Below are 16,639 nucleotides of genomic sequence, written 5' to 3'. Positions count from 1 at the left end.
AACGGATTTCTTCGGTTTGAAGGCGCCTTTAGGTTCGTTCTCGCCTTGTGCACCGGCGGTTTGCGTCGTCTCGCTCATCTCCCGCAATCTCCTTTGTGCCTGCTCGCTGCTTCAGGTTGAACGGTGCATTTGACGCCTGCTCCCTGCAGCACCAGGCGATGCTGGGACTTGCTTGCACGGGCCCATATGAGAGCGCCGTTCAGCGCTGCTATGCGGGCTGCTGCGTTGATCATCGTGCTCATGATGCGACTTGCCCGTTAGCGCCCACTTTCGTGAAGAGCGGCGCAGCGTCTTGCGGGACGGTGCGGCCAGTGGATTGCGCGCGACGCAGCACCGACCAGTAGTAGCGATAGCTCGCACGGTCGTGCAGCGTGTCGTGATAGCGCGTCGGTCCCCATTGAGCGGACTGCGCAGCCAGCAGAATTTCGGTTGCGGTGACGATTTCCTCGTCGCGCGGTGCAAACGCGGCGACGATTGCCTCGATCTGCGCCGGATGGATACTCCACATCCGCGTGTAGCCGAACTCATTGCGAGCGCGGGCTGCGTCGCTCGCAACCACGCTCATGTCGCGCACTTCGGTGCTGACGTTATGCGACGGCACCTTGCCGTGCGCGTGACAGGCGGCCGAGATCTCGAGCTTCGCGCGCCGCACCAGCGGGTGATCGAATTGACCGGGCGAGCGCATGGCGGTATCGGGGATCGCGCCGTCGTGCGCGGAGACGAAGTCCATCAGGCCGAAGCTCAGCGCCTCGACGCCGGGCAGCGCGGCCAGATCGAACACGCGCGTCAACGCGCCATGTGTTTCGACCAGCAGTTGCACGGGCACCGGCTGCGTAATGCCGAGTTCACGCCGCGTCGCCTCGATGAACGCGACCATTTCGGCGGCATCAGGAACGTTGCGGATCTTCGGCAGGGTGATGTAAGCGGGCACCCGCTTTGCGGCGCGCAAAATGAGACGAACGTCGTCACGCCAGTGCGGGTGGTCGAAGTCGTGGATCCGCACGCCGACGCGGCCGAAGTGGTCATGCTCGCTGCCCAGCAGCGACGCGACCAGCTCCGCGTGTTCGGCTTCGCGGCCGACCTGCGCACCGTCTTCACAATCGAGCGTGATGTCGAACACCGGGCCGAGTTGCTGCTGCAATGCGAGCGATTTCAGCATCAGCTTCTCGCTGCCGGCGTAGTGATCGCAGGCAGGCAGCATAGCGGGCGGCACTTCGCCGTCAAACAGCACTTCGGCGGGTGTGAGGGCGCGCATCTTCGGCGTCAGGGATGTGGGTGGTCGTTAGGGAATCTGATTCGCAAAAAAAACCGGAACCCGCCGCGATAAAGCTACGGAGTTCCGGTTCGTCTGCATCAAGCGCTTAGCCGAGCAGGTGCTGAACGCCTTCGCGCTCTTCGAGCAGCTCGTTCAGCGTGCCGTCCATCTTTTCGCGCGAGAACGCGTCGATTGCCAGACCTTCAACGCGCTTGTACTCGCCGTTTTCGCACGTAACCGGCACACCGTAGATGATGTCTTCCGGAATGCCGTACGAACCGTCCGACGGGATACCCATCGTGACCCACTTGCCGTTCGTGCCGAGCACCCAGTCACGCACGTGGTCGATCGCAGCGTTAGCTGCCGACGCTGCCGACGACAGGCCGCGCGCTTCGATGATCGCGGCGCCCCGCTTGCCGACGGTCGGGATGAACGTGTTGCGGTTCCATTCTTCGTCGTTGATCAGCTTGGTCAGGTCTTGACCTTCTGCCGTTGCAACGCGGAAGTCCGGGTACATGGTCGGCGAGTGGTTGCCCCACACAGCCAGTTTTTCGATCGAAGCGACCGGCTTGCCCGACTTGGCGGCCAGTTGCGACAGCGCGCGGTTGTGGTCCAGACGCAGCATGGCGGTGAAATTCTTCTTCGGCAGATCCGGTGCTGACTTCATCGCGATGTAAGCATTCGTGTTGGCCGGGTTGCCGACCACCAGCACCTTCACGTCGCGGCTGGCGACTTCGTTCAGCGCCTTGCCCTGAACCGTGAAGATTTCGGCGTTTGCCGACAGCAGGTCTTTACGCTCCATGCCTTTCGAACGCGGACGTGCGCCGACCAGCAGGGCCACGTCTGCATCCTTGAATGCGACCTTCGGGTCGTCAGTGATCACGACGCCCGACAGCAGCGGGAATGCGCAATCATCCAGTTCCATCACGACGCCTTTGACGGCGCCTTGCGCTTGCGGCAGGTCGAGCAGTTGCAGGATAACCGGCTGATCCTTGCCGAGCAGGTCGCCATTGGCGATGCGGAACAGCAGGGAGTAAGCAATTTGACCTGCGGCGCCGGTGACGGCAACGCGCTTTGCGGGCTTAGCCATTGAGAAATCTCCAGGACGATGCGTTAGACGCTAGGGAAAACGCCATTCTATATGCGCGTTCAGCGAAGCGTTGTGAAACACGGCGGAATTCACTGTTCGCGTACGGCCTCGTAATTTGCCGAGGCTGTGCGGCGCGCTGCGGCAAGACCGCCATGCCGGAACCTGTGCTGCTGAGGAGCGGGAAGCGAGGCATGTTGGCGCCGGGTAGCCGCTGCACGGTGCGGGCTCCTGCAAACAGCGCGTTTCGGCAAGCGTCTGACCAACGAATGGCGGCGAATCGAAACCTGGACTGCATGGGAACAGCATGGTGCAGAGTGGCTGCCGGTGCACTGCGGCGCTGCATTGCATAGTGCAAAACAGTCGCCGAAAAACCCGCAAACCCTTGCTCGACACGGAGTGTAGGAGTCGTCAGACACAAAGTCAACATTATCTTATGTCTTATATAAGACATATCTGTTGCGGGGAAAACCCTAGACGCGGCCCGGCCCTTTATGATGAAATGCGCGGATGACTTCGAACCCGGCGAACATCACGAATCCGAACGGCCATGGGGCTACGGGCGAGGGTGTATCCGCTGCCACGCCTGCTACGTCGCCCACTTTCAGCCCCTTGTATCAGCAGATCAAGGGCTTGATTACGCAGAGCCTCGAAAGCGGCGAATGGAAACCTGGCGAGATCATTCCTAGTGAAGTCGAATTGGCGGCCAGATTCAAGGTCAGTCAGGGAACAGTGCGCAAAGCGATCGACGAGCTTGCTGCCGACAACCTGCTGGTGCGCCGCCAGGGCAAGGGTACTTTTGTTGCAACGCACAATGAAGATCGTGCCCAGTTTCGCTTCCTCAGATTACTGGCCGATGACGGCGCGGAACACCCGCACGTCAGCCGCCTGCTTGAATGCCGGCGCTTGCGCGCTTCGGCGGATATCGCCCGGCAACTCGATCTGAAACCCGCCGATCCGGTGGTGCTGATCAAGCGCTTGTTGCAGTTCGACGGCGAAGTCACCGTACTCGACGAAATCTGGTTGCCCGGCGCAGTGTTTCGCGGGCTCACGCTCGAGCGGCTGTCGGAGTATAAAGGTCCCCTTTACGCGATGTTCGAGACGGAATTCGGCACACGCATGATCCGCGCAACGGAGAAGATCCGGGCGGTCGCGGCTGATCCTTCGGTTGCCGATCTGCTTCATGTGCCGGCGGGTTTTCCGCTGCTTTCGGTCGAGCGCGTGTCCTATACATATGGTGACCGGCCGGTTGAGGTGCGCCGTGGTTGGTATGTCACAACCGGGTATTACTATCAGAACGATCTGAGCTGAATCGGGACGAAAAAAGGCGCCGCGTCCCACACGCGCGCCTGTTTGACGGTGCCTTTATTGCGCACGCTGTAACGGACCTGTAGTGGTTTTCGCTGCAGCGCGATATAAAAAGGCGCTAAAATTGCGGATTAGTGTGACTACATAGTAGGGGTCTAGCATGGCTGAAGCCGTAAAAAAACCGAGGCCGGAATTCCGGAACATCGGTATCGGGCAGATTTTGACGGCATACCGTCTCCCGCTAGCGGGGCGAGTGTCGATCTTGCACCGCGTAAGCGGGTTGCTGCTTTTTGTTTTTCTTCCGTTCCTGCTGTACCTCTTCGATCAGAGCCTGACTTCCGAACTCAGTTTTGAAGTCTTCAAGGGTTTCCTCTCCAACATCGTCGTCAAGCTCATCACGCTCGTTCTCGCGTGGGCCTTCCTGTTCCACTTCTGTGCTGGCGTGCGTCACCTGTTCATGGACACAAGCCACGGCCTCACGACTAAAGAGAAGGGCAAGCAAACCTCCATCGTGGTGCTGGTCGTTTCGTCGCTTCTGACGATTGCTTTTGCGCTCAAACTCTTCGGAGCATTCTAAAAAAATGGCAGCTAATAACCGAATCGGTCCGAAGCGTCTCGTTGTCGGCGCACATTACGGTCTGCGCGACTGGCTCGCCCAGCGCATTACCGCCTGCATCATGGCGGTCTACACGGTGATCCTGCTCGCGTGGTTTTTCGGCGCGCGCGATTTCTCGTATGACGGTTGGGCGTCGATCTTTGCAACGCAATGGATGAAGCTCGCCACGTTTGTCACGCTGCTGTCGCTGTTCTATCACGCGTGGGTTGGTATCCGTGACATCTGGATGGACTATGTGAAGCCCGTTGGCATGCGCCTGTTTCTTCAAGCGCTGACGATCGTCTGGCTGCTCGCATGTGCGGGCTACGCCGCGCAGATTCTCTGGAGAGTGTAAAAGAATGGCTGCAATCAAGAATTCTCTGCCGCGTCGCAAATTTGACGTGGTTATCGTCGGCGCAGGCGGCTCGGGGATGCGCGCTTCGCTGCAACTCGCGCGCGCCGGTCTGTCGGTTTGCGTGCTGTCCAAGGTGTTTCCGACGCGTTCGCACACGGTCGCTGCCCAAGGCGGCATCGGCGCATCGCTCGGCAACATGAGCGAAGACAATTGGCACTACCACTTCTACGACACGATCAAGGGTTCCGACTGGCTCGGCGACCAGGACGCGATCGAGTTCATGTGCCGCGAAGCACCGAACGCCGTCTACGAACTCGAACACATGGGCATGCCGTTCGACCGCAATGCGGACGGTACGATTTACCAACGCCCGTTCGGCGGTCACACCGCCAACTACGGCGAAAAGCCGGTGCAACGCGCCTGCGCGGCCGCTGACCGTACCGGTCACGCACTGCTGCACACGCTGTACCAGCAAAACGTTGAAGCGAAGACGCAGTTCTTTGTCGAATGGATGGCGCTGGATCTGATCCGCGACGCTGACGGCGACGTGCTCGGCGTGACCGCGCTGGAAATGGAAACCGGCGACGTTTATATCCTCGAAGGCAAGACCACGCTGTTCGCTACGGGCGGCGCAGGCCGGATCTTCGCGGCCTCCACGAATGCCTTCATCAATACGGGTGACGGCCTCGGCATGGCGGCGCGTTCGGGCATCGCACTGCAAGACATGGAATTCTGGCAATTCCACCCCACCGGCGTGGCCGGCGCGGGCGTGCTGATTACCGAAGGCGTGCGCGGTGAAGGCGGTATTCTGCGTAACTCGAACGGAGAGCGTTTCATGGAACGCTACGCGCCGACGCTGAAGGATCTGGCGCCGCGAGACTTCGTTTCGCGTTCGATGGACCAGGAAATCAAGGAAGGCCGCGGCGTGGGTCCGAACAAGGACCACGTGCTGCTCGACCTGTCGCACATCGGCGCCGAGACAATCCTGAAGCGTCTGCCGTCGATCCGCGAAATCGCCATGAAGTTCGCGAACGTCGATTGCATTAAAGAACCGATTCCGGTTGTGCCGACCATCCACTATCAAATGGGTGGTATCCCGACGAACATCAACGGCCAGGTCGTTGGCACGTCGAAGGGTCACGAAGAAGTCGTCAACGGTTTCTACGCAGTGGGCGAATGCTCGTGCGTGTCGGTGCACGGCGCAAACCGTCTCGGCACGAACTCGCTGCTCGACCTGGTGGTGTTCGGCCGTGCGGCCGGTAACCACATCGTCAAGCACGTGCGGGACATCAAGGAGCACAAGCCGCTGCCCGCCGACGCTGCCGATTTCTCACTGTCGCGTCTGAACAAGCTGGACAAATCCACGTCGGGCGAATACTCGCAAACCGTTGCGGGCGAGATCCGTTCTACGATGCAGGCGCATGCCGGTGTGTTCCGCACGTCGAAGCTGCTGGCCGAAGGCGTGGAGCGAATTCGCGAAGTGGCTGACCGTGTCGACAACATCTACCTGAAAGACAAGTCGAAGGTGTTCAACACGGCACGTGTTGAAGCGTTGGAAGTGGAGAACCTGATCGAAGTGGCACGCGCCACGATGGTTTCCGCCGAAGCACGCAAGGAAAGCCGCGGCGCGCATGCGCAAAACGACTTCGAACATCGCGACGACGAAAACTGGCTGCGCCATACGCTGTGGTTTAGCGAAGGCGATCGCCTCGACTACAAGCCGGTTCACATGCAACCGCTGACCGTCGAATCGGTACCGCCGAAAGCGCGAACCTTCTAAGGCACAAGTCAAAGGAATTCAGAAATGGCTAAGCGTACATTTGAAATTTACCGCTACGACCCGGATAAGGATGCAGCGCCGCGCATGCAAACGTACGAGATCGAAATCGACTCGCACGAACGCATGCTGCTCGACGCGCTGCTCAAGCTGAAAGCGGTCGACGAAACCTTGTCGTTCCGCCGTTCGTGCCGCGAAGGCGTGTGCGGTTCGGATGCGATGAACATCAACGGCAAGAACGGTCTGGCCTGCTTGCAGAACATGAACGACCTGCCGCAAAAGATCGTGCTGCGTCCGCTGCCGGGCCTGCCCGTCGTGCGTGACCTGATCTGCGACTTCACGCAGTTCTTCAACCAGTATCATTCGATCAAGCCGTACCTGATCAACGATACGCCGCCGCCGGAAAAGGAACGTCTGCAGTCGCCGGAAGAACGCGACGAGCTCGACGGCCTGTACGAATGTATTCTGTGCGCCAGCTGCTCGACCTCGTGCCCGAGCTTCTGGTGGAATCCGGACAAGTTCGTCGGCCCGGCTGGCCTGTTGCAAGCCTATCGTTTCATCGCGGACAGCCGTGATGAAGCGACGGGTGAACGCCTCGACAACCTGGAAGATCCGTACCGTCTGTTCCGTTGCCATACGATCATGAATTGCGTCGACGTTTGCCCGAAGGGCCTGAACCCGACCAAGGCGATTGGCAAGATCAAGGAATTGATGGTTCGCCGCGCTGTTTGATATGAACAACCCCCACGTTCCCTATCGTTCGCGGCCCCCAAAGGGGGCGGTCAGTACGCTTGGGGGCGGCCCGGCGCGTACTGACATGAACAACGAAACATCGCATCAGTCTGACCCTCTCCGCCGCGCGCGCCTTCGCTGGCGTGCGCGGCGGGGCTTGCTGGAAAACGATCTGATCTTTGAACGTTTTTTCAGCCGATATGAGCATGACCTCAGCGATGCCGATGTAGGCGCTCTTACGCGCCTGCTCGAGCTGAGCGATAACGACCTGATGGACTTGCTGCTGGTCCGCAAGGAACCGGAAGGCGACCTTGCCGACCCGGATGTGATCCGGGTGCTGGAGCTGCTGCGCAACGCTTGAGCGTCTTGAGCGCCGCTTGTCCGTTGTTCCCAGGCGTGCAAATTATCGAAACCCTGTTTCCATACTTCGATTGAGGATGTGCTATGACCCCGTCAGATGTTAAAGCCACGCTATCGTTCAGCGACAATTCGCCGAGCGTTGAAATGCCGATTTACAAGGGCACTCTCGGCCCGGACGTGATCGACATCCGCAAACTGTACGGCCAGACCGGCAAGTTCACGTACGATCCGGGCTTCATGTCGACGGCGGCGTGCAATTCGGCAATCACCTACATTGACGGCGACAAGGGCGAGCTGCTGTACCGCGGCTACCCGATCGACAATCTCGCGGAAAACGCCGACTTCCTCGAAACCTGCTACCTGCTGTTGAAGGGCGAACTGCCGAACGCAGCGCAGGAGAAGGAATTCGTCGACACCGTCACGAAGCACACGATGGTGCACGAGCAGATGCACTTCTTCTTCCGTGGCTTCCGCCGTGACGCACACCCAATGGCGATCCTGGTCGCGGCAGTTGGCGCACTGTCGGCGTTCTATCACGACTCGCTCGACATCAATAACCCGCGTCACCGCGACGTGTCGGCTATTCGCATGATCGCGAAGCTGCCGACGCTGGTTGCGATGGCGTACAAGTACAGCATCGGCCAGCCGTTTGCGTACCCGAAGAACGACCTGTCGTATAGCGCGAACTTCATGCACATGATGTTCTCGAACCCGTGCGAAGAGTACAAGGTCAACGACGTGCTGGTGCGCGCGCTCGACCGTATCCTGATCCTGCACGCTGACCACGAACAGAATGCGTCGACGTCGACGGTTCGTCTGGCGGGTTCGTCGGGCGCCAACCCGTTCGCATGTATCGCGGCCGGTATCGCTTGCCTGTGGGGCCCGGCGCATGGTGGTGCGAACGAAGCCGCACTGAACATGCTGGAAGAAATCGGCTCGGTCGACAACATTCCTGAGTTCATCAAGCAGGTGAAGGACAAGAACTCGGGCGTGAAGCTGATGGGCTTCGGTCACCGCGTCTACAAGAACTACGATCCGCGTGCGAAGCTGATGCGCGAAACCTGCCACGAGGTGCTGGAAGAGCTGGGCCTGCACGACGACCCGCTGTTCAAGCTGGCCATGGCACTGGAAAAGATCGCGCTGGAAGACGAATACTTCGTGTCGCGCAAGCTGTACCCGAACGTCGACTTCTACTCGGGTATCGTTCAGCGCGCGCTGGGCATTCCGACGTCGATGTTCACGTGTATCTTCGCGATGGCGCGTACGGTGGGCTGGATTGCACAGTGGAACGAAATGATCGCCGATCCGGAACAGAAGATTGGCCGTCCGCGTCAGTTGTTCATCGGCGATACGCAACGTGAAGCGAAGCCGATTGCGCAACGTTGATCGGGTTGAGCCTGCGTAGTTTGTAGTGGTTCGTTTGCTGCGAATCAACGCAAAATCCAACGCAGGATCTGGCTGATGAAAAACGCCCCAACGGGTTCACCGTTGGGGCGTTTTGTTTTGGGGCGTACGTGCCTGACGTCGCCGGATTCGTTCGAGCGAAGGTGGCCGTATTTCGAGGTTGGCTGGCGTGGTGGCGACGTCCTTCGGTGCCTGCCCGTGCGTTTCGAAAAAACGCCGATACGCGCTCGGCGTCAAGCCGCGCGCCGACAGGAACTGTCGATTGAAATTGGCGAGATTTGGAAAGCCGGCTTTCGTCGCGATCAGCGCGATCGGCCAGCCTGTATCGGTCAACTGCCGTGTCGCATAGCCGATGCGTAGCCGGTTCAGATAGCGTCCGACGCTTTCACCTACATGTCGCACGAAGTAACGGTGCAGCGAGCGCTCCGAGAGGTTGGCCACCTCGCATAGCTCAGCCACGCGCAGCGGTTCGTGGAAACGCCGATCAAGCAGATTGAGTACGCGATTCAGCCGCTCCGCTTCCGATGCACTGCCGCCCGGCGTGACAGCGGGTGCTAAGGCGGCCGTCTGCGCGCCTTGCGCCTGTGGCATCGCTCGCATCGTCTGCGAGTCGCGAGCGCGTCCTTGTCGCGCGCCCAACCCGTGTGCAGCCGGCGACGCCAGTGGCTCGGATTCCGCCTCAGAGAGACATGCGAGCACCTCCAACACCGCGCCAAGCCGCACCCGCGGCGACGTATCCAGCAGAGCATCAATCTGTCCGCGCATCAACGCTACGGCTTCCGGCGCAAACCGCAGCCCCGGCGCACCGCGCCTCATCAACGTCCGCAACGAAGCAAACTCCGGACAGCAATCGGCCATCCGCCGTGCCCAATCGCCGCTGAACCACACCACGATCGCCACCTGCGGCTTGCCCGCGTCGATCGGCTCCGTCGACGCCCACGTGTGCGGCATATCCGGTGGCACCAGCACGAGATCGTCGCCGCTGTAATCGGCGATATGGTCACCGACGAAGCGCCGGCCGCAGCTATTCATCGTCAGCGTGAGTTCATATTCAGGGTGGTGATGCCATTCGAACGGGATCTGCGCGAGCTGCCGATGGTAGACGCGGATCGAGCAGCCGTCGGGGATGGTGACGCGTTCGTATTGGGGTTTCACGTTACGCAACCCGGCCGCGGGAAGGAAAAGCGGCGAATGTCAGAATTGTATCGATAATTGGCCGAAAAGGATGTGTGGTGAACGCCAAAGCTCCCTAATCTGGAGGCACTGTAGCCCCACACAAAACCGATACAAGGAGACAAGCCATGCCGCTCGTGATCGACAATCTTCCGGAGGCGATCCGCACCACGAAGCGCGCGCTGCGCGCCGAGTTGCCGAACTATGCGCAGGTATTCAGTGAAGTCGAAGGCGCGATCCGGCAGCAGGTCGACGCCATCCGCCGAGACCGCGAAGACGGGCGCGAAGCCATTCCCGTGTTCGACTACTCGGAGATCATTTCCGGCGACATCGGCCCAGCTACGATCGCCCGGATCAAGACGCGCGGCGCATGCGTGGTGCGAGGGGTTTTCCCCCGCCAGCAAGCCAGCGACTGGAACGATGAAATCGCGCAATACGTCGAGCGCAATAGCCTGGACGATAAGCTCGCGCACCGCGCAGAGGACAAATATTTCGGCAATCTTTCATCGAGCAAGCCGCAGATCTATGGCGTCTACTGGTCGAAACCGCAAACGGCGGCGCGGCAGTCCGAGCAGTTGACGAACACGCGCGTGTTCCTCAACCGTTTGTGGACGTCGGAGAGCGAAGGGAAGCAGCACTTCGATCCAGCGCGCGTGCCCGTCTACGCGGATCGTATCCGCCGCCGGCCGCCCGGCTCGGAATCGCTGGGTTTGTCGCCGCACGTCGACGGCGGCTCGGTGGAGCGCTGGCTCGATCCGAATTTCCAGCAGGTGTACCGGCACGTGCTGTCGGGCAACTGGCGCGCGTACGATCCGTTCGATGCGGCCTTCCGCCCGGATGTGCAGGAGATCCCGTCGCCCGCCGTATGTTCGATGTTCCGCACCTTCCAGGGCTGGACTGCGCTGACGCCGCAAGGACCGGGAGACGGAACGCTGCAATTGATCCCAATCGCCAACGCCATGGCCTACGTGATTCTGCGCGCCTTGCAGGACGACGTTCCCGACGACGAACTCTGCGGCGCACAGCCGGCGCGTGCGCTGTCGATCAAACCTGAATGGCACAGCCTGCTGCTCGACGCAGTCACCCCGATCCCGCACATGCAAGCGGGCGACGCCGTGTTCTGGCACAGCGACGTCGTGCACTCCGTGGAAGACGCGCATAAAGGCAGTGGCTACAGCAACGTGATGTACATCTCATCGGCGCCGTGGTGCGCGAAAAACGAGGCGTATCTGAAGCGCCAACTGCCGAGCTTCCTGCGAGGCGAGAGTCCGCCGGATTTTCCTGCCGATCACTTCGAAACGGATTTTATTGGCCGCGCACAAGAAAGCAATTTGACGCCGCAGGGGCGCACGCAGTTGGGGTTCGATCTCGAACGCTGAGCCTGGGTGCGCATGGCCGTGCCTGCCGTCACATGAAGCGCCACGCCGCGCTAACCCCTGAGCACGCGTGGCGTTGCATCGCACACGCCACGCAATCCGTTGCCGGGTAACGCTCATACAGGTATCGTCACTACCACCCAACTCCCTGTTTTTTATCGGTTTTTTCCATGATTGAGGGGCCCAAAGCGGGGTTCTGCGTGGCATAATCGACCGACACAGTCAGCCCGCAGTCATTACTACTCCGCATACCATGGCACAGACTCTCTACGATAAATTGTGGAACACACACGTGGTCCACACGGAAGAAGACGGTACGACGATTCTCTATATCGACCGTCACCTGCTGCACGAAGTCACCAGCCCTCAGGCGTTTGAGGGGCTGAAGCTGGCTGAGCGTCCGGTGTGGCGTATCAGCGCGAATCTGGCGGTGTCGGACCACAACGTCCCCACCACGGATCGCAGTCACGGCATCGCCGATCCGATCTCCAAGCTGCAAGTCGATACGCTCGACACGAACTGCGACGCCTACGGCATCACGCAGTTCAAGATGAACGATCTGCGCCAGGGCATCGTGCACATCATCGGGCCGGAACAGGGCGCTACGCTGCCGGGCATGACCATTGTCTGCGGCGACTCGCACACGTCCACGCACGGTGCGTTCGGCGCGCTGGCGCACGGCATTGGCACGTCGGAAGTCGAGCACGTGCTGGCCACGCAAACGCTCTTGCAGAAGAAGAGCAAGAACATGCTGGTGAAGGTTGAGGGCCCGTTGCCGCGCGGCTGTACCGCGAAAGACATCGTGCTCGCGATCATCGGCAAGATCGGCACGGCAGGCGGCACGGGCTATGCGATCGAGTTCGGTGGTTCGACGATTCGCGCGCTGTCCATGGAAGGCCGTATGACGGTCTGCAACATGGCGATCGAAGCAGGCGCGCGTGCCGGTATGGTCGCCGTGGACGATACCACCATCGAATACCTGAAGGGCCGTCCGTTCTCGCCGGCAGGCGTCGAGTGGGATCATGCGGTCGAGTACTGGAAGCAGTTCAAGTCGGACGAAGGCGCGCAATTCGATCGCGTGGTCGAGTTGAACGCCGCGGAAATCGTGCCGCAAGTCACGTGGGGCACCTCGCCGGAAATGGTCACCGCCGTGGACGGCCGCGTGCCGGATCCGGAACGCGAAAAAGACCCGGTCAAGCGTGACGCAATGGAGCGGGCGTTGAAATACATGGCGCTCGAACCGAATGCGCCGATCGAATCCATCAAGCCGGATAAAATCTTCATTGGCTCGTGCACCAACGCGCGCATTGAAGACATTCGCGCTGCGGCATACGTTGTGAAGAAGCTCGGCCGCCGCGTCGCGCCGAACATCCGTCTGGCCATGGTGGTGCCGGGTTCGGGGCTGGTGAAGGCGCAAGCGGAACGCGAAGGCCTCGACAAGGTCTTTACTGATGCCGGTTTCGAATGGCGTGAGCCCGGTTGCTCGATGTGTCTCGCGATGAACGCTGATCGGCTGGACCCCGGCGAGCGTTGCGCCTCCACGTCGAATCGTAATTTTGAAGGTCGTCAGGGCGCCGGTGGCCGTACCCACCTCGTGAGCCCCGCGATGGCTGCCGCTGCGGCTATCGAAGGGCATTTTGTCGATATTCGCAAGCTTGGATAACACGCATGATGAAGAACATGAATCGCACCACTCTATTGCGTCGCTTCGCACTCGGAACCCTGGCTGGGCTATTGCTGGGTTTGGCCGGCTGCAACACGGTGCACGGATTCGGCGAGGATATGTCGCACCTCGGCAATTCGATCAGCAATCACGCTGACAAATAAGCGATTTTTGATTTTTGCCGGCAATGTAGCGAGCGGCTTTCCGGCCGCTACGCGCATCGCCCGGTCTTGAAACAGGCGCAAGCGTCATGGATAAATTCATCGTACACACCGGCGTCGTGGCGCCGCTCGATCGCGAAAACGTCGACACGGACGCGATCATTCCGAAGCAATTCCTGAAGTCGATCAAACGCACGGGCTTCGGTCCGAACGCGTTCGACGAATGGCGTTACCTCGACCACGGCGAGCCGGGTCAAGATAATTCGAAGCGTCCGCTGAATCCGGATTTCGTGCTGAATCAGCCGCGTTATCAGGGCGCGTCGGTGCTGCTGGCGCGCAAGAACTTCGGTTGCGGCAGCTCGCGTGAGCACGCGCCGTGGGCGCTGGAGCAATACGGTTTCCGCGCGATCATTGCGCCGAGCTTCGCCGATATTTTCTACAACAACTGCTTCAAGAACGGCGTGCTGCCGATCGTGCTGACCGAACAGCAGGTCGATCACCTGTTCAACGAAACCTATGCGTTCAACGGCTTCAAGCTGACCGTCGATCTGGACGCGCAAGTCGTGCGTACGACTGACGGCGACGCCGCGTATCCGTTCGAGGTCGCGGGCTTCCGCAAGTATTGCCTGCTGAACGGCTTCGACGACATCGGCCTCACGCTGCGTCACGCGGACAAGATTCGCCAGTTTGAAGCCGAACGGATCGCGAAGCAGCCTTGGCTGGCTCATCGCATCGTCGGGTAAGGGCTTGCAAGCCTGAGAGCCCGATGGCTCGCTGATTCGCGCTCAAAAGTCTCGAAGAAAATCATCAAGGAAACTCGCATGAAGATCGCAGTCTTGCCGGGCGACGGCATCGGTCCCGAAATCGTGAAGGAGGCCATCAAGGTCCTGAACGTGCTTGGCGAAAAGTTTGAACTCGAAGAAGCGCCGGTTGGCGGCGCAGGCTACGAAGCGAAGGGCCATCCACTGCCCGATTCGACGCTGGCACTGGCGAAAGAAGCCGATGCGATCCTGTTCGGCGCCGTCGGCGACTGGAAGTACGACTCGCTCGAACGCGCGCTGCGCCCGGAGCAGGCGATTCTCGGTCTGCGCAAGCACTTGCATCTGTTCGCGAACTTCCGTCCTGCGATCTGCTATCCGCAACTGACGGGCGCTTCGTCGTTGAAGGAAGAAATCGTTTCGGGTCTCGACATCCTGATCGTGCGCGAACTGAACGGCGACATCTACTTCGGCGCGCCGCGCGGCGTGCGTTCTTCGCCGGATGGGCTGTTCGAAGGCGCGAAAGAAGGCTTCGACACGATGCGTTATTCGGAACCCGAAGTGCGGCGCATCGCGCACGTCGCGTTTCAGGCAGCGCAAAAGCGTCAGAAGAAATTGACGAGCGTGGACAAGGCCAATGTGCTCGAAACGTCGCAGTTCTGGCGCGACGTGATGATCGACGTGTCGAAGGAATATGCGGACGTCGAGTTGTCGCATATGTATGTCGACAACGCGGCGATGCAGTTGGTGAAGGCGCCGAAGGCGTTTGACGTGGTCGTGACCGGCAATATGTTCGGTGACATTCTCTCCGACGAAGCCGCCATGCTGACGGGTTCGATCGGCATGCTGCCGTCGGCCTCGCTCGACAAGAACAATAAGGGCTTGTACGAGCCGTCGCACGGTTCGGCACCGGATATCGCCGGCAAGGGTGTGGCGAATCCGCTGGCAACGATCCTGTCGGCCGCGATGATGCTGCGCTATTCGCTGAACAAGGCGGAACAGGCGGATCGTATCGAAAACGCGGTAAAGAAGGTGCTGGAACAAGGCTTCCGCACGGGCGACATCCTGACGCCGGGTTGCAAGCAGGTCGGCACCGTAGTGATGGGTGACGCGGTCGTCGCCGCGCTGTAAGGCGCATTGAAGCAAGTGGAGTTAGGTCGCTAAACAGTCGTCAAAGCGGCCTTTAAAACGCGAATTGGCCTCGAAACAGGCCGATTCGCGCGTAATACGGGCGATAGCGGCGGCTGATGAGGTCGCCGGATTCCGGTTTTCGTGTATATTGTAGCGATGGCGCACATAGCTCAAATCTCCTCGATTTCGAAACTCCACGGCAAAACGGCCCGTGTGGTTGAGCTCGCCATTACCATCAAAGCGCTCATTAAAACGATTACCCCGAAAACGATCACGAAACGCTGATCGTCCGTCGTGCCCGCTCATCTTCCCCGCGCGGTCACTGCGGGCAAAGATGCGGGGAAGTTTCCATTCGAAGGGTATGAAGTCATGAACGTAGGTCTCGTAGGTTGGCGCGGTATGGTCGGCAGCGTCCTGATGCAACGCATGCAGCAGGAAGGCGATTTCGACTTGATCGAACCGGTGTTTTTCAGCACCAGCAACGCGGGCGGTAACGCGCCGTCGTTCGCCAAAAACGAGACCAAGCTCAAAGATGCGACAAGCATCGAAGACCTGAAGAAGTGCGAAGCGATCATCTCGTGCCAGGGCGGCGATTACACGAATGAAGTGTTCCCGAAGCTGCGCGCAGCGGGCTGGAATGGTTACTGGATCGACGCGGCTTCGTCTCTGCGCATGAAAGATGACGCGGTCATCATTCTCGATCCGGTCAACCTCGACGTGATCAAGAACGCGCTGGTCAAGGGCCAGAAGAATTTCATCGGCGGCAACTGCACGGTCAGCCTGATGCTGATGGCGCTGGGCGGCCTGTTCCGCGAAAACCTCGTCGACTGGATGACGGCCATGACGTATCAGGCGGCTTCGGGCGCGGGTGCGCAGAACATGCGCGAACTGCTGCAGCAAATGGGCACGCTGTACGGCGCGGCCAAGGAAGACCTGGCTGATCCGTCGTCGGCGATTCTCGACATCGACCGCCGCGTGCTGAGCGCAATGAACAGCGACCGTATGCCGACCGACAATTTTGGCGTGCCGCTCGCCGGCTCACTGATTCCGTGGATCGACAAGGACCTCGGCAACGGCATGTCGAAGGAAGAGTGGAAGGGCGGCGCGGAAACCAACAAGATTCTCGGCAAGCCGGCCATGGGCACGCCGGGCTCGATCCCCGTAGATGGTCTGTGCGTGCGGATCGGCGCAATGCGCTGCCACTCGCAGGCGCTGACCATCAAGCTGAACAAGGACGTGCCGCTGGACGAAGTGAACAGCATCCTCGCGTCGGGCAACGACTGGGTCAAGGTTGTGCCGAACGAACGCGAAGCGTCCATGCGCGATCTGTCCCCGGCAGTGGTGACGGGCACGTTGACCGTGCCGGTCGGCCGTGTGCGCAAGCTGGCGATGGGCGGCGAATATCTGTCGGCCTTCACGGTTGGCGATCAGTTGCTGTGGGGCGCGGCAGAACCGCTGCGTCGCATGCTTCGCATTGTGCTCGACAAGTAAAGTAAACTACGCG

17 protein-coding genes are annotated in these 16,639 nt (G+C 60.2%); 13 read left to right on the top strand and 4 right to left on the bottom strand.

Going from position 1 to position 16,639, the window contains the following annotated elements:
• Positions 1–238 precede the first annotated feature (238 nt).
• Both PQR40_RS24000 and PQR40_RS23995 read right to left on the bottom strand, forming a co-directional pair.
• Positions 239–1,255: an HpcH/HpaI aldolase/citrate lyase family protein gene (locus PQR40_RS24000; protein ID WP_408340098.1), complete on the bottom strand. Its 1,017-nt coding sequence runs from the start codon at positions 1,253–1,255 to the stop codon at positions 239–241.
• A gap of 106 nt (positions 1,256–1,361) precedes the next feature.
• Positions 1,362–2,345, bottom strand: coding sequence for a malate dehydrogenase (locus PQR40_RS23995; protein ID WP_074289036.1), 984 nt, complete (start codon positions 2,343–2,345; stop codon positions 1,362–1,364).
• A gap of 507 nt (positions 2,346–2,852) precedes the next feature.
• Between PQR40_RS23995 and PQR40_RS23990 the strand changes: the two genes are divergently transcribed.
• From PQR40_RS23990 to gltA, 7 genes are all read left to right on the top strand, one after another.
• The gene (locus PQR40_RS23990; RefSeq protein ID WP_408231156.1) at positions 2,853–3,653 is read left to right on the top strand and encodes a GntR family transcriptional regulator; all 801 of its coding nucleotides are present in this window, start codon (positions 2,853–2,855) and stop codon (positions 3,651–3,653) included.
• A 157-nt stretch (positions 3,654–3,810) separates the two neighbouring features.
• Positions 3,811–4,227 (top strand): succinate dehydrogenase, cytochrome b556 subunit, encoded by a 417-nt coding sequence (gene sdhC / locus PQR40_RS23985; RefSeq protein ID WP_408231153.1) that lies wholly within the window; start codon positions 3,811–3,813, stop codon positions 4,225–4,227.
• 4 nt (positions 4,228–4,231) lie between these two features.
• Positions 4,232–4,600 (top strand): succinate dehydrogenase, hydrophobic membrane anchor protein, encoded by a 369-nt coding sequence (gene sdhD / locus PQR40_RS23980; protein ID WP_063498406.1) that lies wholly within the window; start codon positions 4,232–4,234, stop codon positions 4,598–4,600.
• Between the two features lie 4 nt (positions 4,601–4,604).
• Entirely contained in the window at positions 4,605–6,380 is a 1,776-nt protein-coding gene (gene sdhA / locus PQR40_RS23975; protein ID WP_408231149.1) for a succinate dehydrogenase flavoprotein subunit, read from the top strand.
• Positions 6,381–6,404: 24 nt separating this feature from the next.
• Entirely contained in the window at positions 6,405–7,109 is a 705-nt protein-coding gene (locus PQR40_RS23970) for a succinate dehydrogenase iron-sulfur subunit (protein ID WP_007178777.1), read from the top strand.
• A gap of 85 nt (positions 7,110–7,194) precedes the next feature.
• Positions 7,195–7,470: an FAD assembly factor SdhE gene (locus tag PQR40_RS23965; RefSeq protein WP_408340100.1), complete on the top strand. Its 276-nt coding sequence runs from the start codon at positions 7,195–7,197 to the stop codon at positions 7,468–7,470.
• A gap of 83 nt (positions 7,471–7,553) precedes the next feature.
• Complete coding sequence (gene gltA, locus PQR40_RS23960; protein WP_325045389.1) at positions 7,554–8,855, top strand: citrate synthase; 1,302 nt, start codon at positions 7,554–7,556, stop codon at positions 8,853–8,855.
• Positions 8,856–8,951: 96 nt separating this feature from the next.
• Here gltA and PQR40_RS23955 read toward each other — a convergent pair whose 3' ends face one another.
• Positions 8,952–10,028 carry a helix-turn-helix domain-containing protein gene (locus tag PQR40_RS23955; protein WP_408509981.1) on the bottom strand — a complete coding sequence of 359 codons (1,077 nt, stop codon included), beginning with the start codon at positions 10,026–10,028 and terminating at the stop codon, positions 8,952–8,954.
• A gap of 146 nt (positions 10,029–10,174) precedes the next feature.
• On the opposite strand from PQR40_RS23955, the gene PQR40_RS23950 reads away from it, so the two are divergent.
• From PQR40_RS23950 to leuB, 5 genes are all read left to right on the top strand, one after another.
• A complete protein-coding gene (locus PQR40_RS23950) occupies positions 10,175–11,425 on the top strand; it encodes a DUF1479 domain-containing protein (protein WP_408340104.1) in 1,251 nt (416 codons plus the stop codon).
• Positions 11,426–11,675: 250 nt separating this feature from the next.
• Entirely contained in the window at positions 11,676–13,085 is a 1,410-nt protein-coding gene (gene leuC / locus PQR40_RS23945; protein ID WP_408231137.1) for a 3-isopropylmalate dehydratase large subunit, read from the top strand.
• Between the two features lie 5 nt (positions 13,086–13,090).
• On the top strand, positions 13,091–13,249 hold the full coding sequence (locus PQR40_RS23940) for an entericidin A/B family lipoprotein (protein WP_028196115.1): 159 nt from the start codon (positions 13,091–13,093) through the stop codon (positions 13,247–13,249).
• An 86-nt stretch (positions 13,250–13,335) separates the two neighbouring features.
• Positions 13,336–13,989, top strand: coding sequence for a 3-isopropylmalate dehydratase small subunit (gene leuD / locus PQR40_RS23935; protein WP_408231134.1), 654 nt, complete (start codon positions 13,336–13,338; stop codon positions 13,987–13,989).
• A 78-nt stretch (positions 13,990–14,067) separates the two neighbouring features.
• A complete protein-coding gene (gene leuB, locus PQR40_RS23930; protein WP_408231131.1) occupies positions 14,068–15,135 on the top strand; it encodes a 3-isopropylmalate dehydrogenase in 1,068 nt (355 codons plus the stop codon).
• A 21-nt stretch (positions 15,136–15,156) separates the two neighbouring features.
• Here the strand turns inward: leuB and PQR40_RS23925 are convergent, their stop codons facing one another.
• Positions 15,157–15,441 (bottom strand): hypothetical protein, encoded by a 285-nt coding sequence (locus PQR40_RS23925; RefSeq protein WP_408340106.1) that lies wholly within the window; start codon positions 15,439–15,441, stop codon positions 15,157–15,159.
• A 63-nt stretch (positions 15,442–15,504) separates the two neighbouring features.
• On the opposite strand from PQR40_RS23925, the gene asd reads away from it, so the two are divergent.
• The gene (asd, locus tag PQR40_RS23920) at positions 15,505–16,626 is read left to right on the top strand and encodes an aspartate-semialdehyde dehydrogenase (RefSeq protein WP_027805102.1); all 1,122 of its coding nucleotides are present in this window, start codon (positions 15,505–15,507) and stop codon (positions 16,624–16,626) included.
• The last annotated feature ends 13 nt before the right edge of the window (positions 16,627–16,639 follow it).

This window comes from Paraburkholderia sediminicola (genome assembly GCF_046026855.1).
Classification (GTDB): domain Bacteria; phylum Pseudomonadota; class Gammaproteobacteria; order Burkholderiales; family Burkholderiaceae; genus Paraburkholderia; species Paraburkholderia sediminicola_A.
Note: the sequence above shows the minus strand (reverse complement) of the source record. Positions and strands in the feature narration are given on the sequence as shown.